This window comes from Phycisphaerae bacterium (genome assembly GCA_035384605.1).
Classification (GTDB): Bacteria; Planctomycetota; Phycisphaerae; order UBA1845; family PWPN01; genus JAUCQB01.
In genome coordinates this window covers 1-26,797 of sequence record DAOOIV010000076.1, presented here as the reverse complement: position 1 = coordinate 26,797, position 26,797 = coordinate 1, and the positions used below count along the sequence as shown (strand labels likewise).

General features: G+C 62.3%; 14 protein-coding genes. 5 read left to right on the top strand and 9 right to left on the bottom strand.

Going from position 1 to position 26,797, the window contains the following annotated elements:
- From PLL20_15335 to PLL20_15320, 4 genes are all read left to right on the top strand, one after another.
- On the top strand, window positions 1-971 hold a 971-nt coding region (locus tag PLL20_15335), incomplete at its 5' end, for a TrpB-like pyridoxal phosphate-dependent enzyme (protein HPD31365.1).
- 217 nt (window positions 972-1,188) lie between these two features.
- Entirely contained in the window at window positions 1,189-1,473 is a 285-nt protein-coding gene (locus PLL20_15330; GenBank protein ID HPD31364.1) for a hypothetical protein, read from the top strand.
- A gap of 359 nt (window positions 1,474-1,832) precedes the next feature.
- On the top strand, window positions 1,833-5,642 hold the full coding sequence (locus tag PLL20_15325; protein HPD31363.1) for an immunoglobulin domain-containing protein: 3,810 nt from the start codon (window positions 1,833-1,835) through the stop codon (window positions 5,640-5,642).
- Window positions 5,643-5,665: 23 nt separating this feature from the next.
- Window positions 5,666-6,163, top strand: coding sequence for a hypothetical protein (locus PLL20_15320; protein HPD31362.1), 498 nt, complete (start codon window positions 5,666-5,668; stop codon window positions 6,161-6,163).
- A 107-nt stretch (window positions 6,164-6,270) separates the two neighbouring features.
- On the opposite strand, the gene metF is transcribed toward PLL20_15320, so the two are convergent.
- The 8 genes from metF to PLL20_15280 form a co-directional block, all read right to left on the bottom strand.
- Window positions 6,271-7,179 carry a methylenetetrahydrofolate reductase [NAD(P)H] gene (gene metF / locus PLL20_15315; protein HPD31361.1) on the bottom strand — a complete coding sequence of 303 codons (909 nt, stop codon included), beginning with the start codon at window positions 7,177-7,179 and terminating at the stop codon, window positions 6,271-6,273.
- Between the two features lie 269 nt (window positions 7,180-7,448).
- Window positions 7,449-8,372 carry a PilZ domain-containing protein gene (locus PLL20_15310; protein HPD31360.1) on the bottom strand — a complete coding sequence of 308 codons (924 nt, stop codon included), beginning with the start codon at window positions 8,370-8,372 and terminating at the stop codon, window positions 7,449-7,451.
- A 154-nt stretch (window positions 8,373-8,526) separates the two neighbouring features.
- The gene (locus tag PLL20_15305) at window positions 8,527-11,151 is read right to left on the bottom strand and encodes a ComEC/Rec2 family competence protein (GenBank protein HPD31359.1); all 2,625 of its coding nucleotides are present in this window, start codon (window positions 11,149-11,151) and stop codon (window positions 8,527-8,529) included.
- Entirely contained in the window at window positions 11,087-14,926 is a 3,840-nt protein-coding gene (gene addA, locus PLL20_15300; protein HPD31358.1) for a helicase-exonuclease AddAB subunit AddA, read from the bottom strand. Before addA ends, PLL20_15305 begins: the two co-directional genes overlap by 65 nt.
- Window positions 14,919-18,410 (bottom strand): PD-(D/E)XK nuclease family protein, encoded by a 3,492-nt coding sequence (locus PLL20_15295; protein ID HPD31357.1) that lies wholly within the window; start codon window positions 18,408-18,410, stop codon window positions 14,919-14,921. Before PLL20_15295 ends, addA begins: the two co-directional genes overlap by 8 nt.
- A 393-nt stretch (window positions 18,411-18,803) precedes the next feature.
- The gene (locus PLL20_15290; protein HPD31356.1) at window positions 18,804-21,458 is read right to left on the bottom strand and encodes an alpha-L-rhamnosidase C-terminal domain-containing protein; all 2,655 of its coding nucleotides are present in this window, start codon (window positions 21,456-21,458) and stop codon (window positions 18,804-18,806) included.
- A gap of 197 nt (window positions 21,459-21,655) precedes the next feature.
- Entirely contained in the window at window positions 21,656-22,057 is a 402-nt protein-coding gene (locus PLL20_15285) for a PIN domain-containing protein (GenBank protein HPD31355.1), read from the bottom strand.
- The gene (locus tag PLL20_15280; protein ID HPD31354.1) at window positions 22,054-22,278 is read right to left on the bottom strand and encodes a hypothetical protein; all 225 of its coding nucleotides are present in this window, start codon (window positions 22,276-22,278) and stop codon (window positions 22,054-22,056) included. Before PLL20_15280 ends, PLL20_15285 begins: the two co-directional genes overlap by 4 nt.
- A gap of 178 nt (window positions 22,279-22,456) precedes the next feature.
- On the opposite strand from PLL20_15280, the gene PLL20_15275 reads away from it, so the two are divergent.
- Window positions 22,457-24,577 (top strand): ATP-dependent helicase, encoded by a 2,121-nt coding sequence (locus PLL20_15275; GenBank protein HPD31353.1) that lies wholly within the window; start codon window positions 22,457-22,459, stop codon window positions 24,575-24,577.
- A gap of 760 nt (window positions 24,578-25,337) precedes the next feature.
- On the opposite strand, the gene PLL20_15270 is transcribed toward PLL20_15275, so the two are convergent.
- Window positions 25,338-26,096 (bottom strand): class I SAM-dependent methyltransferase, encoded by a 759-nt coding sequence (locus PLL20_15270; protein HPD31352.1) that lies wholly within the window; start codon window positions 26,094-26,096, stop codon window positions 25,338-25,340.
- Between the last annotated feature and the right edge of the window lie 701 nt (window positions 26,097-26,797).

The following is a 26,797-nucleotide window of genomic DNA, read 5'->3' as shown; positions in this document are numbered from 1 at the left end:
CCGCTTTGGCCTTTGCCTGCAGCCTTCTGGGACTCGAATGCAAGGTATACATGGTCAAGGTCAGCTTTGAGCAGAAACCGTTCCGCCGGCTGATGATGGAAACGTGGGGGGGCAAATGTGTGGCCAGCCCCAGCAACGAAACCAAGGCCGGGCGCGACATCCTCGCCCAAGACCCGAATTGCCCGGGCAGTCTGGGCATCGCCATCAGCGAAGCGATCGAAGCCGCGGTCACCGATCCCAGCGGGAAGACCCGCTACTCGCTGGGCAGCGTGCTCAACCACGTCATGCTGCATCAGACCATCATCGGTCTGGAGGCCAAGAAGCAGCTTGCCAAGATTGGAGAGAAGAAGGTCGATACCGTGATCGCCTGTGCCGGCGGTGGAAGCAATTTCGCGGGCATTGCGTTTCCATTCGTCTGCGACAAGATCGCCGGTGCGAACATCGAGGTCATCCCGGTCGAGCCGTCGAGTTGTCCGACGATGACGCGCGGACCGTACGCCTATGATCATGGCGACACGGCGCGCATGACCCCGTTGTTGCCCATGCACACGTTGGGGCACACTTTCGTTCCCCCCTCGATCCATGCCGGCGGACTGCGGTACCACGGTATCGCCCCGCTGGTCAGTCAGGCGATTATCGAAGGACTGATCACACCACGAGCCTACCATCAACTCGAGTGCTATGAAGCCGCCGTACTATGGGCTCGTACGGAAGGATTCATCTCAGCTCCTGAGACCAGCCATGCGATCGCCTGCGCGATCGACGAGGCCAGGAAGGCCAAGGAAGAGGGCAAGGAAAAGGTGATCCTCATGAACTGGAGCGGCCACGGGTTGATGGACCTGCTCGGCTACGACAAATACTTCCGTGGCCAGCTTGAGGACTTCCCGCTGCCCGAAGATGAAATGCAGAGGTCTCTGGCGGCCATCAAGGACCTTCCCAAGCCCAAGGTAATGAAGTCCGGGAAGTGGTAGGCAAGCGGGCCCGGCGGCCGTTGGAAATCAGGAACATGCGACCGGGGACCGAGGTAACGGGACCGGCACTGATCGGGCTGGTTGCGAGACCCCGGTCCCCTGCTTTGGGGGGAGTGGCCGGGACGGAGCGCCTTTTTGCCGGCCGCAACTGAAACGCGCTGTGCTCCGGAAACATGCGCGCATAATGCGCATCAGTTACGATGGAAGGGGCCGAAAAATGCCCGAGCCGAACGACCATTCGCCCGACCATCTGGAACGTCGTTGCCGCCTCCTGGGGCATGAGATCCGATTCGGCTACTGCCGGATGCTCCCGGAGGGCCGGCCCTGCCGCTTGATCGTTGATTGCTGGCGGGGGAGTTTCGACGTCATCTCGTACCTCAAGCAACACTACACGGACGAGCAAATCGAGGCGTTTCTGGCACCCCCTAAGCCCAAACTGACCTCCATCGTCGAGCTGATCGAGCGAGCCAGAAAGGCATCTGAGCCTGCCGAGGGCCGATAAGCATCCTTCACAGAGCCGCCCCCAGGAACCGCCCGCGCAAGGCTAGGGCTGACTTGTCATAACTCTTTGACGGTAAGACTCCTTCAGTCAATCCAGGCCAGAATCTCGATCGGCCGACCCCAACCCGCATACGCGCGGGCCAACCGAGGACCGAGATGGGAATCTCGGTCCAGCAGGCCCCCAACCCGCATACGCGCGGGCCAACCGCGCTTGACTCGGCAGGCCGATAGATCCCTTACGCACACGGACGGGTTTTTGTTGACCAAATAGCTGCATCACTGTAGACTAAAAGCCGATGGTTCCCACAAGTGGCAGTGGGTCGCCAGCGAATCCCGGATCCGAGTCTTGGAGTCGGTGATATGAAGCAGCATCTCTCCTACCCAACGGCCCTTTTCTGTTCTTGGTTCTTGGTGACGAGTGTCTTCGGGCAGTGGAGCTCCGTGGCTCCCGGTATCGACTATCGGGAGTACTCGATCACCATGTCCGACGGGAAACCGAACAAACTGTTTGTGGCCCGGATGGACCGGAGTAATCAAAGCTGCATCATTGACAGCACCATTGCGATGGGGCAACTGCGTACCGGCCGCGAAACCGTGCCGGGCATGGCGACCCGCTATGACGACACCATCAACTACTGGGGCGAATCGTGGGGGCAACGATCGGACGTGGTGGTGGCGATCAACGGAGATGGGTACACCTCCTCTCCAGGACCGACCAACGGTCAGATCATCTCGGGCTGGCAGGCCTGGAGGTGGCCTGAGTATTCCGGGGGCAGCGGCTTCTGCTACAAGCTGGATCGAACCTGCTTCCTCGGCGGGAACGTCCGAAACGGGAACGTCCCCGGCTTCTATTATCAGTTCATCTTCTTCGCCAACGGCGGCAATGCGGTTCCGACCAGCGTCAACAAGGTTCGGGCCGGTGACAACGAACTGATCGTCTATACCCCGCAGTTTGCCGAGCATACCTACACCGACAACTCCGGCACCGAAGTGCTGATCGAGATGACGCGGCCGCTCGTCTGCCTGCCCGTGGGCGGGCCGAACTACGTTTACGGGACGATCAAACAGATCCGCCCGAATGCCGGATCAACACCGATTCCCTTTGACCACATCGTGCTCTCCGGCACAGGATCCTATGCGACCGTTCTTCAGAGCAACTGCGTCGCAGGTGAACAGATCAGGTTCCAGTTTGAGATCCACGACTACGGCACAAGTGGGCAGGTGCCGACAGGCCCGTCTGATTGGACGAAGGCTTACGCCTCGGTCGGGTGCTTCGCGTATGTGGTGAAGAACGGCATCGTGCCCGTCGACGACTGGGCAAGCAACAGCGGCGCCTGGATCCGCAACCCTCGCACGTCTGTGGCATTTAATGATAACTACATCTACTTCGTCGTCTGCGACGGACGCTCCGCCCAGAGCGTGGGCATGACCTATCCGGAACTGGGCAACTGGCTGGTCAGCAATCTCGGCGCCCAGTGGGCCACCAACCAGGACGGCGGCGGCTCATCGACGATGTGGGTAAACGGACAGGTGAAGAATGTGCCTTCCGACGGTTCACCGCGAGCCGTCGCTAACGGCCTGACGATGGTCGTTGTGCAGCCTAAGGTCCAATCCACGACCTTCTCCGTCGCCCAACTGGTGACCACGAACACCAGCTCGAACGTTCGGCTCGGACCGGGCACCAACTACGGCATTCTGGCCACCGTGGCCGGAGGCACGCAGGGTCAGATCGCCCCGCACTCGCTGAACGGCGTGCAGGCCAAGGGCTACTACTGGTGGAAGGTGAATTTCGGCGGCAGCACCGTCGGCTGGGTCGCCGAGAACCTGCTCATCGGGGGAGGAATCGCCCCAACGATCACCGTTCAGCCAGTGCCGCAAACGGTTCCCGTCGGCGGAACGGCAGCGTTCACAGTGGTCGCCTCGGGCGACCAACCGCTTTCCTACCGGTGGCAGAAGAACGGCGTCAACCTATCCAACGGCGGGCACTACTCAGGCGTTACCACGACGACGCTGACCGTATCGAGCGCCGATATCAACGACGTGGCGAGCTACCGTTGCGTGGTGAGCAATTCTTACGGCACGGCGACGTCCGACGAAGCCTTACTGACCCTCACCGGCCAGCCGACAATCACGCAGCAGCCGATCCCCCAAAACGTCTGCACCGGTGGGACGGCCGTCTTTACCATCGAGGCATCCGGCCAGGGTACGCTGACTTACCGATGGCAGAAGAACGACGTCAACCTGTCCGACGGCGGTCATTACTCCGGCTCGACCACGCCGACGTTGACCATTTCGAACGCCGACAGCAGCGACGTCGGCAGCTATCGGTGCCTGGTGACCAACGCGGCCGGCACTACCAACTCCAATCAGGCGCCGCTGATGATCGATGCCATTGTCGCCCTTGTCGGCGTGGGCGGCACAGACAGTACCATTACCGGCGTCAGCGCCGATGGCACCGTCGTGGCAGGTAACAACTCAAACGGCGGGTTCATCTGGTCCGTCGCCCACGGTGTCGTGGGTCTTGGAACTGGAACATCGACGGCGGGCGTCGCCACCAAGAACGGCAACGTGGTCGTCGGCGGGCTCAACGCCGGTAATGCCTCGCGGTGGGACGGCAACACGGCCGGGAGCGGAGCCTGGACCGCGTTGCCGCTTGTGGGGGGCACAGCGGCTTGGACACCCCTGTGCACGTCGGCCCAGGACGGCTCGCCGGGCAACGTCTGGGTTGGGGGCAACTCCGGATCCACCACCGGCACCAGGCAGGCGGTCCGCTACAAGGAAAGCACCAACAGCACGACGGCGCTCGCCCTGCCGCCCAACGGTAACAAGGACGCCTACATCTACGGGATCTCGGATATCGGCAGTTATGCCGGTCGATACCAATTCGGCAACGTCTCGCCAAGCGGTTCGCGTCAGGCGATGGGCGGCGCGACGCTGACCGCTCTTTGGCCGCTCATCGGCTCGCCCAGCACGAGCAACGAGGGTGTCGCAAATACCATCTCGCGGGACGGCACCAAAGCCGGCGGCTGGAGCCAATCCGCCAGCTTTTCAAGACAGGGAACCATCTGGACGATCGCCAACCCCACCGTGCCGTTTGCGGTCCCGTTCATCGGAACAAATGATTACGGCGAGGTGCAGGCGCTCAACAGTGACGGATCGGTTGCTGCCGGATATGCCCAAACATTGGCCATTCCAGGGTCCAAACACGCCATCATCTGGGACGCGACCAACGGTACGCGAGATCTGGCGACCTGGTTGACTACGCGGTACGGTCTAGACCTGAACGGCTGGACGCTAACCGACGTCAAGGGCATCTCCGGCGACGGCAAGGTAATAGCGGGCAATGGAACGTATAACGGTCTCGTTCGGGCGTGGGTGGCGCTGCTCGGCGTGCCGGGCCAACCGCCGACCATCACCCAGCATCCAACGCCGCAGATTGTCTGTGCGGGTGCTGATGCGGCGTTCGCCGTTGCCGCCTCCGGCTTGGGCACGCTGAACTATCAGTGGCAAAAGAACGGGGCAGACCTGAGCGACGGCGGGCATTATTCCGGCGCAACAACTCCGACGCTGAGCATTTCCGGGGCGGACGCCGGTGACGCGGCCGGCTATCGCTGCGTGGTGTCGGCGGGTTGCGCCAGCGCGATCTCAAACGCCGCGGTCCTCACCGTCAGGCCGTCCACAACGATCACCCAGCAACCAACCGCCAGGAACACGTGCATGGGCCTCACCGTTGAATTCGCCGTTGCGGCAACCGGCGATGGTGCGATATCCTATCGATGGCAAAAGGATGGCGTCAACCTGAATGACGGTGGACATTACTCCGGCACGACGACGGCGACCCTGATAATCTCCGACGCGGACGCCGGTGACGAGGCCGGCTACCGGTGCGTGGTCACGGCCGGCTGCGGAACGGCGACCTCTGACGAGGCGGTCCTGACCCTGGTCGCCAAGGTCGCGCCCGACCTTGACCAAGACTGCGACGTGGACGCTGACGATTTCGACCTGTTTGCCACGTGCGCCTCCGGGCCGGGCATCATTCACAATGGCTTGCCGCTGTGCCAGATGGCCGACTTTGACGACGACAACGACGTCGATCAGCCGGACTTCGCCGTCTTTCAACGATGCCTCAGAGGCCCGGGCACCCCGGCCGATCCGAATTGCGCGAACTGAGAAGGCAGTAACCAGAGGCTGGCATGGTCGCTCGCAGAAAAAGTCGACGGCGGATGCTGCTGGTTGGAGGGGCTGTGCTGGCCTTGGCCTGCGTCGCGGTCGTCAGCGTTTTGATGCACCTCTCCTCCGGAACGCCGGGCGACCGGAAGCAATGCGCCGAGAACCTCCGGGCCATCGGCCAGGCTTGCATCAGCTATGCCAATGCGAACCAGGGCAACTTTCCCCGCTCGCTCAGGCAACTCCTTCGCGCCAACGGCGGCACGCTGCGGCCCGACCAGATCACCTGCCCCAACGCCGGGAAGAAACGCCGCGGAGGCGACTACGTGTACGTGCAAGGCTATCGCATCACGGATGATCCGAACGCCGTCCTGGTCTACGAGCCGCCGGACAACCACAAAAGAAAGCCCGGAGGGCACGTCCTTCTGCTGAGCGGCGTTGTGAACTGGCGGGACAAGGAGCAACTCGCCGAGGCGATCGCCCAGCTCAAAGCCCGCCAGGCGACGCCCATGACTGGCCGGTGACCGGGAACATCGAAGGTGGTCCCAAACCGGATCATGGGCGGGCTGCCGCATCCGGTGCGGCGGTCTGAATGCGCCGGCGATTCTCTTGGGTTTTCTCAACCCGGCCGTCACCGGCTCTCGCGACCTTCGATCGGTTGTTTCTGTGCCACCAGCCCGAGGTTCTGCATCACCGCACGCGTGGAGGCGGCACGATTGAGGGTGTAGAAGTGAATCCCCGGAACGCCGTGGCGGATCAATTCGTCGCACATCTGCGTGGCCAGATCGATTCCGTACCGGCGGCAAGCCTCATTATCGTCGGCCAATCTGTCGAGTTGAGCCGAAACCTGCGGCGGTAGCTTTGCCCCGCATAGCCCGCAGAACCGCCTGATCTGATTGGTGCTCAGGATCGGCAAGATGCCGGGCACAATCGGTACGGTGACGCCGAGCTTGTTTCTGAGATAATCGTCGAACTCAAAAAAGTCGTTGTTGTCGTAGAATAGCTGGGTAATGATCCCGTCGGCTCCGGCCTCGACCTTCTCGGCGCAGCGCCGCCAATCGAGGTATTTGTCCGGGCACTCGGGATGCCCCTCCGGATAGCCGGCCACGAAAATGTCGAACCCGCCAACGCCCTTGATGTAGCGAACCAGGTTGATGGCCAGCCGAAAACCCTCCCGGGCCGGGCGGTAATTGGGGTCATTCAACGGCGGGTCACCGCGAAGGGCCAACACGTTGTTGATGTCGTTCTCCCGCATCCTGGCGAGGTAAGCGGCGATGCTTTCACGCGAAGCCCCGATACAGGTAAGGTGGCTTGCAATCTCGATGCCGAATTGCTGGCGAATGCGGGTGACCATCCGCATGGTTTCTTCGCGAGTGCTCCCGCCGGCCCCGTAAGTGCAAGTCAGAAAGCCCGGTTCCAGTTCGAGCATCTCCGGTATCGTCTGCTCGAAAAGCCTGGCCTCGGCCTCGGCGGTTTTGGGCGGAAACAGCTCGAAAGAAATGACCAGGGGTTTTTGCTTGTGCAACTGCGTGAAAAGCACCGCAAATCTCCATCAGGAAGGTCCAGCGTCCGTGGCCGTCACGATTATATCGACCTGATTGCATCAGTCCTCGATAAAACCGACTGACGGATGGGCGTCCAGCCCTGGGTGCCTTGTGGCAAACGAAACACACAGCTCAGCCGCTGCGAATCATTGAATCTCGCTGCCATTATGCCAAGACATGGTTGCGGAACGCGCGCCGCGTCATGTACGGCCCCTGTGGCGACGCCGCGCAGGTGGCGCGTACGATCTGTACGCCCCCGACGCTCTTACGCGCCGAAGGCCTCTCGTGAGGCGGGGGTATTGAACGCAACACCGATTCTCGTGGTTCCGTTTTCCGGCTTTTCGCAGCGCGTGATCTCGGCCGGCAACCAGACGATATTGGGTGAGGTGCCGATGCCGACAATCACTGGTACCCCGGGAGCGATCCTGAAATGACCCGCCAATTCGCGCTCGATGTCGTCGGGCGTCAGATTGAAAGGAAGCAAAAGTCCCGCCCCGCCTTCGCTGATGTCGATGATCTGGGCCCGCAGCCACTTTCCGCCGTAGTAGGTGGGCACGACCAAGTGGACGTCGCCTTTCATTTGCAGGCGGCGGTGTTTGCGCTCGGTGTCCTTCGGACGATCCTCCTCGAGAGGCTCCAGGTTGGCGATAACCCGCATGATGTTCCTCTGGATCGGAGTCCCAAGCAGCCCCCAGGAGGCCCGGGCCTGCCGATATGCCCGCATCGCTTTGGGAATCTCTTCCTGAAGCTGTTTGAGAGTGGCTGCGTCGCTGGGCCGCCGGCCGACAAGCTGCCCCTGATGTTGAGCATCACCCACGTGGGCGGTGATTGTGGTCAACCCGACCTTATAGCCGCCGGCCGTCTCACTGCAATGCACGACCTTCATCAAGCCGGACCAGGTGATGTTGTTGATGCACAGCTCGATCATCATCACCTGACCAGGCTCGTAGCTGGCTTTGGAGACGATGCCCAGCCCGCTCGCTGAAATGTCGATCAACTGTCGGGCCTGTGCCGGACTGAGGTGGTTGCCGATCACCACGCGAACCCACACAGGAACGTGAAGCTTGCGCCGGGGAGCTCTCCGGCGCTCCTGCTTGGTCGCCGGCGGTTCCGATTGCGCGAGCGGTTCTATCTTCTCGAACACGAATTCCAGGGATCCGTGTTCCGGCTGGAGGTTCTTTACCGACATCACGTGCCCCCCTTTAACCCACACATCTGCACGAGAGTCAAGATACGATTCATTGGACAGGCAGGCAAACGGGGCAACTTGCGGACCGCGTCCGGTAAGTACCTTGCGACCCAATAACGTCCGGCAGCCGATAACAAGAACCCCACGACGTCACCTATTGGCTCATCTTCGAGCTGCGCCAGGGTTTGACCGAAAGGCCCGATTTTCCAACCTCGATCTCGATGGCTCCATCGATCTGGCAATCAAGATAGACACGATCGGCAAGCACATCCGCCAGGCGACTGGATACGTCGCTATTGCGCGGGCCGCCGCAACGAAGACAGTATCGGGGATTGACCGCCAGGATGAACGGGCGGGGATCACTCGTGGTGCTGCCGTGATGAGGAAGAACCAGCACATCGGCGGCCAGACCGCCCTGCCGGATCAGATGGCTTTGAGCCTGCTCCATGACGTCGCCGCATAGCAGAATCCGATAACCGGCGTAACCGATCCGCACAACGAGTGAGCTGTCATTGGCGTTTCTGATGGGCAGACCGCCGCCCAAAGGAGGCCACAGCACCTCCACGGTCACGTCGCCTGTATCAGGCAGGGTCGAACCGCGTCCGATCAAGGTCATAGGTATTCTTTGCCTGCGCAGATCGGCGAGCAAACGATCAGTCGCATCACCCGGAGTGCTGAAGTCGAAAAACAGAGGTGATACCAACAGCCTCCGGACGTTGTGATGGTCTATCAGATCCGGTACGCCGCTGAAATGGTCGAGATTGGCGTGACTCAGCATAAGCGCGTCGATCGAGAAAACCCGCTTGTCCGCCAGCAACGGCCCGACCACCCATCGCTGAATGTCATAGCCGGCCAGCGAGCCGACGTCGTACATCCACGTTTGGCCGTTCGGGAGCGCAATGAGGCAACAATTGCCGTTGGTGATGGAGGGAAAGGTCAGCGTGAGCGTGCCTTGCCGCGACTGAGGCAAGAGATGCCAGACCCAGGCGACCAGCACGGCCGTCGCCGATAGGATCAGCCACCGTCTCCGCAAGCGCAGCCAGGGCTGGACGGTCCACAGTCCGATCAGCCCCAGAGTCACCGCGGTCAACCAGAGAGGAATCGTGGGCATGATTGTGCCCGATCCAGGGAGTATCTGCAGTCGGTCAACCACATCGACCAGCCGGTCGCTGAGCCAGGCCAGCGGTCTACCGACCAGCCCCCCGTACGAAGGGACGATTGTCGACACCAGCGTTTTCAGCAGGCCCAGCACCAGCACCAGCCAAACCAGCGGAATGATCAGAATCGTGTTCAGCCAGCCCCACGCGGCGATCTGCCGGAAATGATAAACGCCCAGGACCGTGCCAACCGCCCACGCAGAAACGCTGATGGCCAACGACCACCCGAGAGCGGTCAGCAACCAGTCCAATATCATCTTCGGTGGCGACGGCGGGTTGAGCTTCTTCTGGATCGCCGGCGAAAGCAGAGGATCCTCGCGGCCGAGCATCCGTCGCACTGCGAGCGTTGAAACGCTATGCAGACGAGGCCCGACGAACATCAACGCCGGCACCGTCAGGTACGAAAGTTGAAAAGCCGGGTCGAACAACTGCAAGGGCGCAATGATGAGGAGGATGATCGCGGACAGGGCAAGCCAGTTGGCCGATCGAACCGGCCGGCGCATCAGGACCGAGATGCACAACAGGGTTCCCATCAGGGCCGATCGCACGACGGGCGGCTCGGGCTCGGTCAAGAGAGCATAGCCGATGATCAGCATCATGGCCCAGAGCGCACAGGACCTGCGTGACACCCCGGCCACCGTCCCGATCATCCACACGACCGACGCCAGCATGGCAACGTGTGCCCCGCTCACGCTGAGATAGTGGACCGTTCCGGTGTTGACAAAGGCCTGGTTGAGCCTGTCATCCACGGCGCTGCGCTGTCCAAGCACCAGGGCGGCCAGCATCTTGGCCCCCGGCATATCGCCGGGCATCGCCTGATCGATCATGGCGGCCTTCAGGCGACGCCTGAGACCTGCGATCCATCGACGGCCCGGATCTGAGACGCCCTTTACCACAAGGTCCGCGTCCCGCTCGCATGACATCTCCGCGAGGATGCCTTTGCGTCGCAATATCAATCGCCAGTCTTTTTCGCCCGGATTGTCGGGCGGCGGCGGTTGATAGAGAGTGCCGATGATCTCGACGCGATCTCCGGCCGTGATATGGAGAACAGGCTGGCGAACGTGAACGGCGATCATCCCACACACGGTCAGCGGCCCGGAGCGGCGCTCGAGATGTTCCGCTTCCACCAGCAGACACGTACGCGGCAGTTCCTTGAACCAGGTGATCCGACCGGTACCGGCCGAGCGAATCTGCGGCGGCGCCAACACGGTTCCGGTCATCCGAACCCGAAGTGACTCGCGCGCGCAGTAGTGAGCAACGTGATTCGTCGGCTGCCGCCGAAAATGAAGATCATGCACCGCTGCTCCGGTCGATAGCGCCGCCAGAGGCAGAACGGCGTATACGAACCACGGACGGCGGCGAGCTATCAAGAGCAAGCCACCTGCCGCCAGGAACAGTAACATCGACAACCAGCCTGGCACCGGCCAGACGGCATCAAGCCATATGCCGGCCGCCAATGCCGCCGCCGGCAGCACCAGCGGCTCGTCGTTGAGCCAGACCGCCAGTTCGGCACGACGAGAAACGGGCAAATGTGAAAGCCGTGAGGTCGGCAGCAGATCAGGCTGTTGGAGCAGCGAGGGCAACGACGCACCGGCCTTGCAGGAATACCAGCCATCGGCCAACTACTGGACGCTGGAAAATACCATGCAAGGCCTTTGCATAGTTGTCAAGCTGTTCCTGATAGAGTCTGGACCGCTCTGTGCATTCTTCATGTGGGATCGCATCGGTCTTGTAGTCCACGATTTCCAGGTGATCCTCGTGGCACAACAGCACGTCGACCGTACCCCTGACCAGAATCACGTCTCGGGAATCGCGAGCGGTAACCATGGGCTCGTAACGATCAGGTATGATCCGCGACACAAAGGCGATTTCCCGTCGCACCCTCCCAGCATGCTTGCGGATGTGATGACCAAGAGCCGTGGAGAAGAACCACGCGACGTCATCGAGCAACACCGCTGAGGCCTCGGCCTCACTGAGGCGTCCGGCCTCCCTCAAGAAGCGGTGCTGCGCAGCGAGATCGGCGGCATCACAGGGTCTGGCCAAGTCGATGAGTTGGCAGAAACGGTGAGTCGCCATTCCGCGATTGACGGCTTGGGCAACAGGCAACGGCTCGATGAAGACCGGGACGGCCGGTGCAGGTCCGGCTACCGGCGGCTTGCCTGGTCGCAGGTCGGGATCGCTCCAAGCGTCCCATCGGCGTTTCAGTTCAGTCACAGCAACCCTTGCTGGCAAGGTCGTGAGTTCGAGGGCTGGATACGGCGCATCCAGAGAGGCGATCAGTCGCGGGGCTTCATCAGATCCCTGGACAGGCTCATCGCCCGGCAAAGGACCAAGCCGGGCACAGTTGGCCAGAGCGTCGAGCCGCTCGGGCGCGACTGCGGGCGGCGTCCGCCAATGATCGGTCTCGGCCCTGGGATACTGATGGACCTCAATCAGGATGGAGCCGGATGCCCCGGCGTCCTCGGGCCATCGGACATTGTCGGCCGGTGCCGCCCCGATCGCCGCCAGCAACCAAGTGAGGGGTTGGTTCGCCACTTCGAGTTGCAGGCGAGGCAGCTTCTCTGCGGATGGTTCTCGCGGCATGCGGAACACGGCCAGCCGTTCCGGTTGAATGCGGCCGACCAGAACCAGATGCTCGCGGGCACGTGTGACGGCGACGTACAGGACACGAAGCTCCTCCGACAGGCTCTCTCTGCGGTCGTCTTCAACGGCCAACTGGTGAATCAACGTCGGGTAGTGGATCCGCCTCTCGGGGTCCGCGGCTCGAAGAGCGATTCCCAGATTGCGATGGACCAGAACGCTTTCCTTGACATCAGACAGGTTGAACGACTTGGACAGGTCCGCCACGATAACCACGGGGAACTCGAGCCCCTTGCTGGTGTGGACGGTCATGATTCGGACCGCATTATCATCTTCGCCGGAGCCCGCGGCTGGTTGCGGCGACCGATCGGCCGCGATCAGTTCATCCATGAATCGAAGAAATCGCCGAAGTCCCTGTCTGCGGAACTGACCGAAGTCTCGCGCCAGATTGTGAATCTGGATGAGCCGTTCGCGGCGCCGAGCACCGTCCGGAAGACCGGCAACAAACGCCGGATAGTGCGTCTCCTCAAGAATGTCCCACAGAACCTCCGCAACGGGCAGGCGGCGAATGCGCGTCCGCCAGCGATCGAGTGTCGCCAGGATCACGGAAAGCCGATATCGCAACTCCTCATCAGGCCCGTTCTCAGCATACCGCATGACCGCCCGGTGAAACGGAACCTCGCCGTCGTGCAGCCTGACGCGAAGCATCTGCGTCTCAGTCAACGGCCGGCCGACGAGCGGCGATCTCAGCACTGCCGCCAGCGGAATGTCCTGCTGCCTGTTATCGAGCACGCGCAGCAGACTGAGAACGTCACGGAACTCCGTCGAGTCGGCCGGGCTTTCCCCTCGCCCGATCAACACGGGAATCCCCATCCGGCGGAGGATGTTGGCGATCGGCTCAGCCTTGTGCGGCATCGAGCGAAGCAGAATGACGATGTCGCGATATTCGATGGGTCGCAGAACGGGCGGTCCTCCGGGCGTGGCGGGCCGGTCGGCAACGTTCATCCGTGCGCCGCTTGATCCCATCCAATCCCGGATTCGCCGGCCGATCAGGAAAGCCTCCCGTTCAATGCCGGCCAGTTCATCCTGCTGCGAATCACCTTGCGTCGCGCCGGGATCGCCGGTTCCTTCGTCGCCCGCATCGACTGCCTGAGCCATACCTCTGACCGGCTCGAGCAGATGCAGTTCGACGGCCGGCCCGTCGAACACCCGCAGCCCTTCGCTCGGCGGATAGCAGGCACCGGCACGCAGACGGGCGGTCTCGTCGTAGTCGCTTCCTCCGAACGAGCGGCTCATCAGCGGAGCAAACACAAGGTTGACCGCGTCAATGATGCCTTCGCGACTCCGGAAGTTGTCGCCCAGAGGAATCAGCCTGCCAATGGTTGACTCGGAGGAGAATGCATCCGCCCGGCGGGTGAACAACGCCGGCTCGGCCAATCGGAAGCGGTAGATGCTCTGCTTGACATCGCCCACCGCGAACAGGTTGCCCTCAGGCGGTTCGGCGGTTTCACGGCTGACCAGCCGCAGGATCGCCTCCTGCAGCGGATCGACGTCCTGAAACTCATCCACCAGGACATGCCGATACCGCTTCTGAAGTTGAAGAGCAACCTCCGAAGGCCTGTTGGGGTCGCCATCCCGGCTGAGCAGCCAATAGGCTTGACGTTGAAGGTCGTTGAAATCGACGGCGGCCTGGACGGCTTTGGCTTGTTGGTATCGGTCGCCGAAATCCTTGACCAGTCGCACGATGGTCCGCACGTACGGCAAAATCCGCTGCAAACCCTCGATGTATTCGTTCTTGGAAAACGAGCAGATGCCGTCTTGGAGGCGTTTCTCCAGCAGGTCCCTGTGCCATTCGACGATTTTCTTGGCCGCGTCGAACTGAGCGACCTGCGCTTCGGGGAGCCTGCTCGGACGTCTTTCGGTGGCGATCGTGTGTCCCGCAACTTCGCGGGCAATCTCCCCCCAGGCGTCCTGACTCCCGGCGTTCAGGCGGTCGAGCCACGCCTCACACTGCGAAACGTACTCACGCAGGGCGTCGGCGTGCATGGAAGCAACGGGGTACAGCGAGTCGATGACTCTCGCGCTCTCACGGGCTTGCCGGACGTGAAGCTCCAGTTCGCGGATCAGCCGCCGGTGCTGAATCTCATCGATCCGGTCTGCGAGGCTTTGCGGCGCGCCGGGTTCGAGAACCTGCACGGCGCGGTCGAGCCAGGCCTGTGGTTCGGGCAGACTGGCGATGAAAGCGTGGATTGCCAGTAGAGCCTCGGCGATTCTGGCGTCGTCGCCGGACCCATAGTCATCGACCAGCGACTGGAAATCTCGCCCATATTCGTCGTTGCGACCGTAAAGCTCGACGAATAAAGCATCGATTGTCTCATGTCGGAGTAAATCAGCCTCATCCTCGGCCAGGACCGCCGCTTGCGGATCGACGCCGGCCTGCGGGAACCACTGCTGAATTACCGTTTTGCAGAACGAGTGAATCGTCGAAATGCTCGCAGTCTCCAAAAGGTGAATCTGCTGGTCCAGCCAGGGGTCATGTGATGATTCCTGCCGGCGCTGGCGAATGGCCTTTCGGATGCGGGTACGCATCTCCCCCGCCGCTGCATCAGTAAACGTGACTACCAGCAACTCGTCAATGCCGCAACGGTCGGCTTTGGGCAAATCGCAAATCAGGTAAGCGCATCGCTCCGCCAGTACGGTGGTCTTGCCTGCTCCGGCCGCGGCCGAGACCAGCAAGCTCCGGCCAGTGGTCTGGATCGCCTCTCTTTGTCTTTCCGTGAGGTGGGCGTAGCGATCGCGGGGTGCTGCGTCAGGCATCGGGATGCTCCTCCGTCAATCGCTTGAGTATGTCTGCGCGCCTGCCCAGAGGGGCCAGGGTGTTGGGCGGTTGCCAGTCCGCTTCGTATCGACACACGGCCATGTAGGGGCACCATTTGCACGGCGAGGTTTTGTTGAGCCGATAGGGCTTCACCTCGACGTTGCCATCGAGCAACGAATCCGCCAGCTCTCCCATCTTGCGGCTGACGTGAGCCATGATTGCCTCGAACTCCTTCGGGCTTGCCAGATCGCTGTTCTGGTGTGGCTTGCCGTCCTTGGTGAGACCAGCGCTCATGTATCGTGACTTGCGATCGCTTGCGGCTGACGTGTCCAGCCCATCGAGTGCCGTCAGGTCGAGAATCCCGCGGAAACGGTAAGCCTCCGTCGGGGAAGTCGCCTTCGAAGGATGAGATACCGTCTCGAAGCCCTGCAACAGCGGCAAGTAGAACGCCGCCACCGGCCGGACTTTTCTACCGGTGAGCGACTCACCGGCCTGTTGCAGCGCCAGCAGGTATCCGACAAGCTGCAGGGTCAATCCATGATAGACCTCCGCCATCTTCAGCCTGCGCTCGCTGACGGTCTTGTAGTCGATGACCACCGCGCCATAACAGTCGGCCAGCTCGACGACGTCCACCCGGTCGATGATGCCGTGAAGCTCCACGCGCCGGCCTCGGGGCGTGGTGATAACCACTTTCTCGTTCTCCCGATAGCCGAATTCCCGCTCAGTACGGACGGGATAATAACGGCCGGACCTGGCTGCGTCGCGCTGCCACTGGGTCACGCGGTGCAGATGATTCCTGCTGCGATCGAAGAGATAGGCGTTGCGGGCCTCCGCCAGCATCATGTCGCCCCCCAACTTGGGTGCCAGTTCGGCCGCGGTACGATCGATGCGATCAATGACCTCGTCATCATCAAGGTCACCAAGGCGACGGCCCTCCCTGGCCAGCTCCGCAATGAACATCTCCAGGACCGCGTGGGAAATATTGCCCAGATCGAGCGTGCCGAGGTCAGCCTCCATGCGCTGTTCGAGGGCCAGTGTGTGCTCGGCAAAGTGCGCGAAGGGGCATGCCGCAAATCTCTCCAGACGGCTGACGCTGGCGGCGAACGGCCAGGGCACCGCCTGCTCCATGAGGCCCGGTTCAAGCTTTGCCTGATTGCGATACGCCAGACCCGACAGGCACATTCTCAGCGTGTGCTGCCACGTAACGTGCTGTCTTGCGGCCTCGTAAATCGCGTTCCATCGTGCTCTGGCTGCGGGGTCAACCTCGTCTGGCGCCCTGGGACGCCAACGCAATTCCTGCGCCAGACGCTCCGCCAGCTCGGGCACTCGGCTGATGCCTGCGAGGGTGCGGGTCAATCGCGGGTCGTCGCATCGTTGAGGCCGCAATCCCGGCACTGCCGCGAGCAAGTCCGGAAGATACGCCGACGGCTCAACGGGTGTGCCATCGCCGGCGGCGCGCGGATAGCTGATCCAGAGTCGCTCGCCGGCGCGAGTCATGGCGATATAGGCGAGCATTCGCTCATCAAGCAACTGTCGCTGACGCGACGGGCCTATCTCCATGCCTGCCCGGTCGAGATCGTCGCGTTCGAGATCGCCCAGAAGCGGATCCTCGGTGCGCCGCATCGGGAAATGCTGCTCGTCGAAACCCAGCAGCAAGACCGCACGGACCGGCGGATGCCGGCTTCGTTCGATGGCTCCGACCAGCACCTGGTCGAGGGTGGGCGGGGCTAACCCCAGATCGAACTCGGCCAGGCCGGCCTCGACCGTCTCGCGGAATTCGTTGATACTCATCCTGTCGCCGCCCAGTGCCATTACAAACTCATCAAGGAACCGGACGAAATCCACCCAGACCTGACGGTGGTGGTCGGCTTCATCGCTGCGGCCATCCAATTCCGCGTCGCGTGCCCAACGTTCCAGGTGACCGCCCGCGCCGATTCGTTCCAGGCAGGCAAACAGCGACGACGCCCACGTGCGGCCCCGATGCCCTTCCGGGGCCGCGGCGGTTTCGAGCCAGGGACCAACTGCGTCGAGCCATGCCTGTCGAGTCTGGTTGACGCGATTCAGGATGCTCTTCTGCGCATCGCTGAGTCCTGCTTTCCGGCCGCGGCGCCTGAACATCCGGGTGAAGGTCCAGGGTTCCCGCCATGCGTCCCGGCCGGCAATCCCGTGAGCCAGCAAATAGTTCTCCAGCGTATCGGCATCGTCGTCGCCGATCGGCAACAGGCCGGTCTTGAGAGTCAACCTCACGGATTCGAGCCGGCAATCGTCCGACGCGACGGACAGCAGCCCGCGAACCAGCTCGATCAGCGGGTGGTTGGTCGTTGGTTGTCGCCGGTCGATGAAGAACGGAACGCCGGCCGCTCGAAGCGATGCCGAGAGAAGATCGTGGTACTCGGTCAAGTCGCGCACCACGACCGCGATGTCCCGGTATCGCAGCGGAGCATCGGGCAGTTGCGTGAGACGGCGGATCTCAGCAACTGCGGCATCGACCTCACAGCGGCGATCGGGAAACTCCAGCAGGCTGATGGCCGTCGGCGCTGCGCCGGTGTCCTCCGGAGAGCCGGTGCGGAAGAGATGCTTTTCGAGCGCAGCCAGTTCGGGGGCGACGAATCGCGGCGGTGGCCACGGGTCCAGTCGAACCGGTTCGGCGATGGGGACACCGGCGGTCGTCAGGTCCCTGCGCAGTCGAACCAGCGTTCGTTCGGTGCGGGCGAAAAGTGAGAACGTCGTCTTCGGCAGTTCGATCGCTTCAATGGCGGAAGCCCGCGGATCGACGAGCAAGGCGATCTCCATGAACGCGGCCCGCTGGGCCAGCTTGACCAGAAGGACGTACTCTTGCTGAGTGAACCCTGCGAAGCCGTCGACCCAGACCTCCGCACCGTTGAGCCACGTGCAGGCGTCGAGCCGTTCGGCAGCCAAGTGCAGGTACTGCGCCGGATCCAGCCGGCCATCCTCCAGGTAATCGAGATAGGCCCGGTAGAGGCGGGTCAGGTCGGCCAGCTTCGCGGCCGCCAACGGGTTGGCACCCTCGTATCGCTCAGCAAGCTCGGCCAGCGTCGCCGGCTCAAGATCGGCCCGCATCAGCTCATCAAGGGCGGATGACACCTGTCGAACCAGCCCGGGCTTGTCGGCCACCCGGCCGAGCAGCCTCAGGTTGTTCTTCTCGCGACGAATCAGCCGGCGAATGGCCATCATCCGGCCGAGCGGGCCGATGGTCTCGTCTGCCCGCCGCGGGTCGGCGCCTGTTTCGGCAAAGATGCGATAGGCCAGCCGCTGGAAACTCAGGACCTCGCAACGGATGAACCCGTGGATGTCCGGCGTCTCGATCAACGCCCGCTCCATCTGGAAGCTGGCCTGCTCGGGTACCAGCAGAAGCAGCTTGCTGCCGCCGACGGGGTCTTCGCGCAGCCGCGCCCGAACGGCCTCCAGGCACCGCCACGTCTTGCCGCTCCCCGATCGACCAACCACGAAACGAACCGGCATCGCCGCTCTCCGACGTTACGAGGGGCATGATACGGCCGCCCGGCAGCGTCGTCGAGGTTGTGACCGCTCGGCCCGGAATCCGTTCCGGGCCGTGTCTCTTCGCGGAATCTGTTCCGCATCCGGCGAGAATGAGGATGAGAATCCTCTCATAAGAGGCCCCAGATGGGAATCTGGGGCCAGCGGGCACGTTAAGGCTACGCGATAATGGCGTCGAGGCTGTGAACGTGTCTGGCCGTTGTCTGGGTGCATCCGTCAAACTGCGGCGGCCGATGGAGTGGGCAGACGCCGCTGTGTGTCACTGCTCTGTGAGCAGTGTCCGACGTCCTCTCAGCACTGCTCACAGAGCAGTGGCACAAAGATAAGGGCTGCCACCGAACACGAGACGCTCCGCGGCTATCTGGCGATCAACACGCATCGACCAGCAGCACTCAGCGTGTATCGTTCTTCACCCGCCGGCTCCACAGGCCCGGCAGATTCTGCGATCGCGATTCGCTTGCCCCGGCACTGCTTCGGCAGCACCAGATCGGCTTCCACGTCAGCCGGAATACTCACCTCCAGCCGCCACTGCTGGGGGTCCCAATAGACCCAGACGACGCCCTTGGGCGTGCAGGTATGGCCCGCGACAAAGGGCAATCCGCCGTCTTCGGGGGTGATGCGGATCTTGTTGCCGCCCGGTGAAACAATGCGGACGCCGAGCAACGACTCGTGCAACCACAGCAGCGGCAGCGCGCCCCAGCCGTGCGAGCCGGTCTCATCGTCGGGTTGCGTGGGGTTCTTCTCACCGTCCTTGAGACCGAGATCTTCCCGACTGATCCAATACTCGGGCAGCGGACCGCCGTAGGGACCTTGCAGGACCGGCGGCACTTGGTTTCGCGGATGACCGGGCAGGTAGGGCGCATAGCGTTCGATGACGTGGTTGACTGCTCGTTGCGTGAAGCCGGTGTCCGACAGCGCCCGCAGCGAACGGTAACCATAGGTGGGGTTATTCCACCTCTTCACCCCCGGGCCGGGCGAGCCATCGGGATCCTGAAAGGCATAGTTCAAGTCCGCGATGGCCTCCGAGTAATCGAGCAACCCGGCGATGATGGCGATCGTCTGTCCAGCCTGGCAGTAGCCTCGATCGAGATTCGGGTCGGCCGGGTCCACCCGGTCGCCGACGTGAGGAGGGACGTCGCCCTTGGGCGGTACGATGTGGTACTTCCCGAACGCGACGATCATTTTCTCTCGGGTTTCGCGCCACTTTGCGGCCTGCTCGGTCTTGCCGACGGCCTCGGCCATTTCGACCGACCATCCGAGTCGCTGGATGATCCACGGGGTGACAATACCGCTGGACTGCTTGTCATTGGCCGGACGCAAGCTGTTGCGAATATCGGCGAATATGTGTGGTGTGCGCCACAGGCCGTCATCACCGACGTGCGTGAGGCAATTGTCCCAGAACCGTCGGAGCGTGTCCCAGTATTCTCTGACCAGATCGGTCTGGCCGGTCCACATGTAGTCGTCATACAGAGCGGCGGTCCATTCAACGCCCCAGTCGTATGTCGCCGGATACGCAGGGTAGTTGCTCGGGGCGAAGGGGTGGAACTGGCCGTCCTTGCCCTGGCCTTGGGCAAAGGTGCGGATCATGAAACGCCTCAGTCGGTTGTCGCCGAACCAGCGGGCAGCGAGGATGGCCCGCGGGCGGTTGTCTTCGATCCACTGGCCGTCCTCACGGCCGGGTGTGTCCACGTAGGTGTCCGACATGGTCACCTCAGCGTGGATGAGACACAGCTTGACGATCTGGTGCATCAGCTCGTTGCCGCACTGGAAGCTGCCCACAGGAGTGATCGGATACTGCGACTTGGTGATGCCGACATCGCTGAGGATCACTTGGCCGTCGGCTGCGAAGTGTATGTGCAGCGAGAGCCAGCGGGCGGTCCGCTCATCGGGGAACTCGAACGACTGCGTACCAGCCCGGGTGATATAGCGGTCCGCGTATCCCGGTCCGACGACGCCTTCCGGGTTGATCCAGCCGGTCTCGTCGACGTGCAGCTTACCGGTGCACAGCGAGCGAGACAGTTCGCAGTAGCCCAGATCGATCTTCACACCGGCCGGAGCGTCTTTCAGACCGATGAACGGGTAACCGTGTATCGGCTGATGGAAATCGAACGTGATGTACTTTGTTTCGCCCGCTTGGCCGCTAATGGTTATCGGCTTTCCGCTGATCAGGTCGCCCGCAATGCCCGTCAACTCTGTCTCGGGGCGGCATTTCGAGGTGCGAATCCCTGCGGCCATGGAAGCCGGATCATCCGAGATCAGCATCGTCCGCTCAGCCGTGCCCGCGGCCAGGATTTTGGCAGGCCGTACCGGATACTCTCGCTGGCCGGGTGTTTCGACGTTGCTCGGCCTGGCCGGCCAGGGACCGTTCTCAATGACCACCGCCGGTTTCCATGTGCCGTCGTCAAACATCGGGTCGTGCAGGTTGCCGGCGATCACCTTGCTGCCGTCGGCGATCACCGGATAACGGATTCGCTTGTCGCCAATCACGCCGGGGATCTGTTTCTCATGTTCCATGTACTCCGCGGCCTTGAGACATTTCCACGAAGCGTCGCTGTTGACCCATGTACTGGAGACATACAGACCCGCGTGCTTGTTGCCGGTCCGCTGGAAGGTGATGATGTCGCCCCAGTTGTGATGCAGGACGAGAATGACATTCGGCCCCGGCCGCAGATACGGCCCGGCGTTGATCCGCTCGGTGGTGATGCGGTCCTCATGGTAGCGGGCCACCTTGCGGCGGACGATCTGCCCGTTGATCCACACCCGCGCATTGCTGTCGGCCGCCAGGTGGAGTGTCGCATCGGCGGGCATGTCGTTCAGTTCAACGACCTTGCGAAACCAGGTGAACCGGTTCTTCGGTGCCGGATCGGCCGGGTCGGACCAGATCCAGCGGGCGGTGTTCGCTGCGGCGGCCGGCTCGGGTGACGCGGCTCCGCTCGTGCCGGTTGTCGCCAAGAAGGCAGACGCTGTAGCTGACAGAAGTGCAGGGGTGATTCGCACACATCGTTGAATCATCAGACAGAATGCCTCCTCGTCACGCCTGGGATCCGCAGTGTCTTCTTGTTCTCAGACGCCGACTGCGGAACCGCAGATGGGCTCACCGGATCGCAGATTATGGACTCGATCGTGTCTGGCGGGAAGAGGCATCGAACTGCTGCCTGGATCGTCAGGGTGCCTGCCGGCCGACGCTCGTGCGCCTCCGTGCGGCAAGGTCACCTGAGCAAGGCCACAAAACCCGCCTGCTCGAAGTGGTGATCGCCCGTCAGTGCGTCGGTAATCCCCTGTTCGCTCATCACCACGAATGAAGTGCAGTCGGTGAGAGACCGTTCCTTGTCCAGTCGATCCGCGAACAAGTCCAGACCTCTCCGGAACAGCGATGGGTCTCCGGGGACGACGATCGTGCGAGCATCCGCTTGCAGTTGCCCGACAAGTTCGATGAAGACTTCTTTGTCCCCCGACCTCGCAAGCCGATTGCCAAGCTCCACGAGCACATACTCGGTTGTGGTAATGGTTCCGCGAAAGTCGCGGGCCAATTCTATCGCGGCGACGTGCAACTCGTCATGCGGGTTGACCAGAGCGACATAGAATGCCGTGTCGGCAAACCGTGGATTCATCGCTTACCCTGCCCGTACAGGTCGCGATCGATGTTCTGTGACGCGTCGGGCGGCAGCCCTTTGGCTTTCCCGATCACCGGCCCGAGCCGCTCAAGCAGGGTGGGAGCCTCCTCATTGGCGGACCGCTCCGGCAGACTGACTTCCACGGTGGCACCATCGGGCAGCTTCACATCTCCATCCAGGACCACCACGCCGTCCTTCACCTTGCCTCGGTAGGTCATGACTCACCTCGCAGGCAATTAAATCATAAGGCCCTGCTGACGTGAAAGACATCTGCCGAGAATTGGCCGGTTTGGTGTCTTGCGGTCAATCGACTACTCATTTCGCGCCGAGTTCGGTACGCTGTACAGATCCATAGCGGAGCCGATGCTCATCGGTGGGAACGTTTCAGGGGGCGTTATGTCCGAACCGTGGCTGGAAGGTCTGAACGAGCAGCAGCGAGAAGCCGTCAAGCATGGCGACGGCCCGCTGCTGATCATCGCCGGCGCGGGTACGGGCAAGACGCGAACGCTGGCCAGCCGCGTGGCCGAGCTTTTGCATCGCGGCGTTTCGCCGGAGCGGATCTTGCTGCTGACGTTCACCCGCCGAGCGGCCTTGGAGATGATCTCCCGGGCCGACCAACAGACGGGCCTGAAGGTCTCGAGCCGCGTGTGGGGCGGGACTTTCCACGCCGTGTCCAACCGCCTGCTGCGAATCTACGGCCGCGCTCTCGGCCTGCCTGACGGTTTTACCGTCATGGACCAGGGCGACGCCGCCGACATGATGAGCCTCATCCGCAACGAACTCGGCGCCGCCAAGGAGAAAAAGCGGTTTCCCAACAAGAACACGATCGTCGCCATCTACTCGCGGACGGTCAACTCTCAGGACAAACTGGTCGACGTCCTGGATCTGCATTTCCCCTGGTGCCGCGAGTTCGAGAAAGAGCTGATCGCGATCTTCGATCTCTACGTCGACCGCAAGCGAGCCAACAACCTGATGGACTACGACGACCTGCTCCTGCACTGGAAACTGATGTGTGACGTGCCGGGCGTCGGCGAAAGGGTCGCCGGACGATTCGACCACATCCTCGTCGACGAGTACCAGGACACCAATGTCGTGCAGGCCGACATCCTGGTCGGCATGCGGCGGCGGAACAACAATATTTGCGTGGTCGGCGATGATGCCCAGTCGATCTATTCTTTTCGGGCGGCCACGATCCGCAACATCCTCGATTTCCCGCAGCGATTCCCCGGGACGCGGATCATCGCACTGGAGCAGAACTACCGCAGCATCCAACCCATCCTCGATCTGTCCAACGCGGTGATGGAACCGGCCAGGGAGCGCTACACCAAGAACTTATGGTCAACCCGAACGGCCGAGCGACGGCCGGTGCTGTATTACTGCATGGATGAAGACGAGCAGTCCCGGTTGGTCTGCGAGCGGATCCTCGAACACCTCGAACAGGGCGTTCCGCTGCGGCAGCAGGCCGTCCTGTTTCGCGCGGGCCACCACAGCGACGCCCTGGAAGTCGAATTGATGCAGCGGCGGATCCCGTTCCGCAAGTTCGGCGGCCTGAAATTCATCGAGTCGGCCCACATCAAGGACATGCTGGCTTTCCTTCGGGTGCTGGAGAACCCTCACGACGAAATAAGTTGGTTCCGCATTCTGTGCATGATGCGAGGCATGGGGCCGCAGTCGGCGCGGCGGGTGATGCAGCAGTTGGGTGTCCGGCGACAGTCGCCCGCCCAGGGAGATGAGCAGGAAGCGTCCGGCGAAATGGGCTCGCCATTAAGCCGTTTCTGGTCATACAATCTCAAGGTGCCGCCGGACTCGAAAAAGTCGATCGCCGACCTGCGCGAGGCATTAAAGGCCTGCTATGGCGTCGTGAATGTCGACGAAGAATCCGACGAGGCCCAGAGCATCGTCGCCACCGGCAGCGCCCCGACACTGGCGGTCCAGATCCAGCGGCTCAGAGAGTACTATGAGCCGATCTTCAAAACCATCTACGACAACTGGCAGATCCGGATCCGGGACATCGAACAGCTCGAACAAATCGCCGGGCGCTTCCGCTCGCGACGGCGGTTCGTAGCCGACCTGACGCTCGACCCGCCGAACTCGACGGCCGATCTGGCCGGGCCACCGTGCCTGGATGACGACTACTTGATCCTCAGCACGATGCACTCGGCCAAGGGATGCGAGTGGACGTCGGTCCATATCATCCACGCCGCCGACGGAATGATCCCGTCGGACATGGCCACAAGAGACGAATCGCAGATCGACGAGGAACGACGCCTGTTTTACGTTGCCCTTACCCGCGCCAAGGACTGGCTCTACATCTACTTCCCGCTCCGCTATTACCGCACGAGGTACCCCGCCGGCGATGCCCACAGCATCGCTCAGCTCACGCGGTTCCTCCCCAAGAAAGCCCTGGCGCTGCTCGAGAAACGCTCAGACAGCCCACCGGGATTCGTCGACGACGAGCTCCCGCCTGGCGGCCGCAGTCACATCGATGCCCAGCTCAAGAAGCGATGGCGAAGTTGAGGAAAAACAAAGATGAAGGCGAAGCGACGAGCCGATGAGGGAGTACAACTCGCTGTCGCGACAGTCCCTTTTCACAATGCCCCATTGGCGAATTCGTTTTCACGCGCTCTCCCTTCGGCACCAGCGTGATGACGTACTTCTCACTGAACGGGGGCGGCATTTTTCGACTTCGGCCCATTTCCCGCTCGCAGCCCGGATTCCAACGCGATCAACAGCCCATCCCACAGCATGCGACGTGTAGAAGGATTGGGGGCAAACGGAATCGGACAAAAACGAGCACGTCCGGCCGGACATGTCGGATGTGGTCGCGAGTTGCGGACGCCTGCGCAGCCGCAGGAGGCCGCAGGCAAAGATGGCGGCGACTCATCTGCGCCCGTCCTTCGGCAGGCAAGCTTCGCGGACCCGCTCGTCGGCGGCCGGCGGAACGTTCGCCTCCGTCAAGGCTGCTGCGGACAGGTCGCTCGTATGCATGGGCACGCTCCTTGGGGAAACGCCCGCCTTCGCCCAAGGAGCTGCGGCGGGCAAGCCCGCAACAACCTTCGCTTGGCGACCGGCTCGCTGTCCGGCGGGACTGGTGCTCTTCGTCCTTCTCTCACTTTCCCCGCGCGAGTTCGAATCGGCGGTGGGGTCCGGGACGGACGGGCTGTTGACTGGGCGACCGCTGTTTACGAGACAGCCAGAGAGTTCGGGCCGTTGCTCGCGGCAGGCGGACGAGAACGTGCAGGTTGATTATTCGACCGGTTGAAAGAAGCTGCTGTTTTCAGGGCTTCTGAAAGAGGTACATAGCCCAGCCCAGGCAGTTCCGGCCCCAGCGGAGATAGGCGTCGCGACTCCTGCGGGTGCTGCGGAGCAGAGCCTCCACGTCGGGATCCTCTGGATGGTCGACCGCATATCGCTCCGCAGCCCGCCATTGGAGCCCCTCGTAGCGGTCCCAATCGTCCGGGTTGGCTACCAGAGTATAGAGCAGAGCAAGGCCCACATCCTCACCAATGGCCGCGTTCCCGGCATGGGAACCCCACAGGTTGGGATCAACGCCCGTGAGCTTCAGGTATTCCGGGTCGGGATCGGTCATCCAGAACGGCTCGCCCACGAGCACCAGGCCGCCGGACCGAGTCATCTTCGTCAGGGCCTGCAACGTGCCCCTGTGATTCTCGTACACCCAGGAGGCACCGATGCAGGAAGCCAGGTCCAGACTCTCTGGCGCATTCGGCTCATAATTGCCGCCGTCCGTGTGGAGCAACTCGATGCGGTCGGCCAGGCCCCGCGTTTCCACATTTTTGCGGGCCGCCTTGATGGTGTAGGGGGAAAGCTCGATGCCCGTAGCCTTCACCTCGTACGCCTCGGCGACGAGGCAGAGAAACTCTGCTTTGCCGCAGGCCACGTCCAAGATGTGCCCGCCGTTCGGCAGCCGCAAGAGACCCACGAGCTCCCGGGTCTTTTCCAGGCTCAAGGGGTTCATGACCGTGTGGTCAGTGTGAGTGATGCCGTAGTACTTCCACATGTCCATGCCCAGGTCCATGGTCGGGCCCTTTCTATTCCGATTGGTATACCGTCGGTCCTTCCTCTATCCCCTGTGGGCGGCTTGCTTCCAGCCGACGCCCATACTAACCAACGCTTCCAGCCAGGCCAAGCAACACGATGCCCGACGTGCGCTCTCGGTTCCACCCGGTCGTGCAGCTTGTGGCGCATTGCGGGCTCCGCGGATGTGCCCACCTTCGCTACAAATGCTTCGGAGTGACAACCCCACATCGACCTTCGCTTGGAGACCAGCGCGCTATCCGGCGGGACTTCAGGCTTCAGGCTGGAGACTTCAGTTTCTATCGTCGCGACTGGTGCGCATTTTGCGCGCATGTTTTTGCAGAAGCCTGACCGCTTACCCGTATCCTCTGCCGCCTGCCATGCCCACGGCCATGCGTAGGCTGCGGGGGGTAGGGCCGACGCCCCCGTCGGCCCATCCTTGCCCCCAGGCAAGCAGGTAGGGCAGGTCAGAGCCCCGCCAAGTCGCATCGACAAAGCAGGGCGCCGACCTGCCGCACCACGGTAGGGCGTGTTCTGCGCGCCGTTTTGACTCATGTCCGACCACACCTCCAAACCGCTCGACCCCAAATCCTTTCCGCCGGGTGCCATGCCCACGGCTTTGCGTGGGCATGCGCCTCCAAATGAATCCGCTCGGCCCGGAATCCTTTCCGGGCCAAACTCTTTGCGGAATCCCTTCCGCAT

Excerpts from the sequence above, each read along its gene's own strand:
- PLL20_15330 (HPD31364.1), top strand. The coding sequence starts at position 1,189 with ATGCCCGAGCCGAACGACCATTCGCCCGACCATCTGGAACGTCGTTGC.
- PLL20_15275 (HPD31353.1), top strand. The coding sequence starts at position 22,457 with ATGTCCGAACCGTGGCTGGAAGGTCTGAACGAGCAGCAGCGAGAAGCC.
- addA (HPD31358.1), bottom strand. The coding sequence starts at position 14,926 with ATGCCTGACGCAGCACCCCGCGATCGCTACGCCCACCTCACGGAAAGA.
- PLL20_15320 (HPD31362.1), top strand. The coding sequence starts at position 5,666 with ATGGTCGCTCGCAGAAAAAGTCGACGGCGGATGCTGCTGGTTGGAGGG.
- PLL20_15325 (HPD31363.1), top strand. The coding sequence starts at position 1,833 with ATGAAGCAGCATCTCTCCTACCCAACGGCCCTTTTCTGTTCTTGGTTC.
- PLL20_15270 (HPD31352.1), bottom strand. The coding sequence starts at position 26,096 with ATGGACCTGGGCATGGACATGTGGAAGTACTACGGCATCACTCACACT.
- PLL20_15310 (HPD31360.1), bottom strand. The coding sequence starts at position 8,372 with ATGTCGGTAAAGAACCTCCAGCCGGAACACGGATCCCTGGAATTCGTG.
- PLL20_15280 (HPD31354.1), bottom strand. The coding sequence starts at position 22,278 with ATGACCTACCGAGGCAAGGTGAAGGACGGCGTGGTGGTCCTGGATGGA.
- PLL20_15295 (HPD31357.1), bottom strand. The coding sequence starts at position 18,410 with ATGCCGGTTCGTTTCGTGGTTGGTCGATCGGGGAGCGGCAAGACGTGG.
- PLL20_15285 (HPD31355.1), bottom strand. The coding sequence starts at position 22,057 with ATGAATCCACGGTTTGCCGACACGGCATTCTATGTCGCTCTGGTCAAC.
- PLL20_15290 (HPD31356.1), bottom strand. The coding sequence starts at position 21,458 with ATGATTCAACGATGTGTGCGAATCACCCCTGCACTTCTGTCAGCTACA.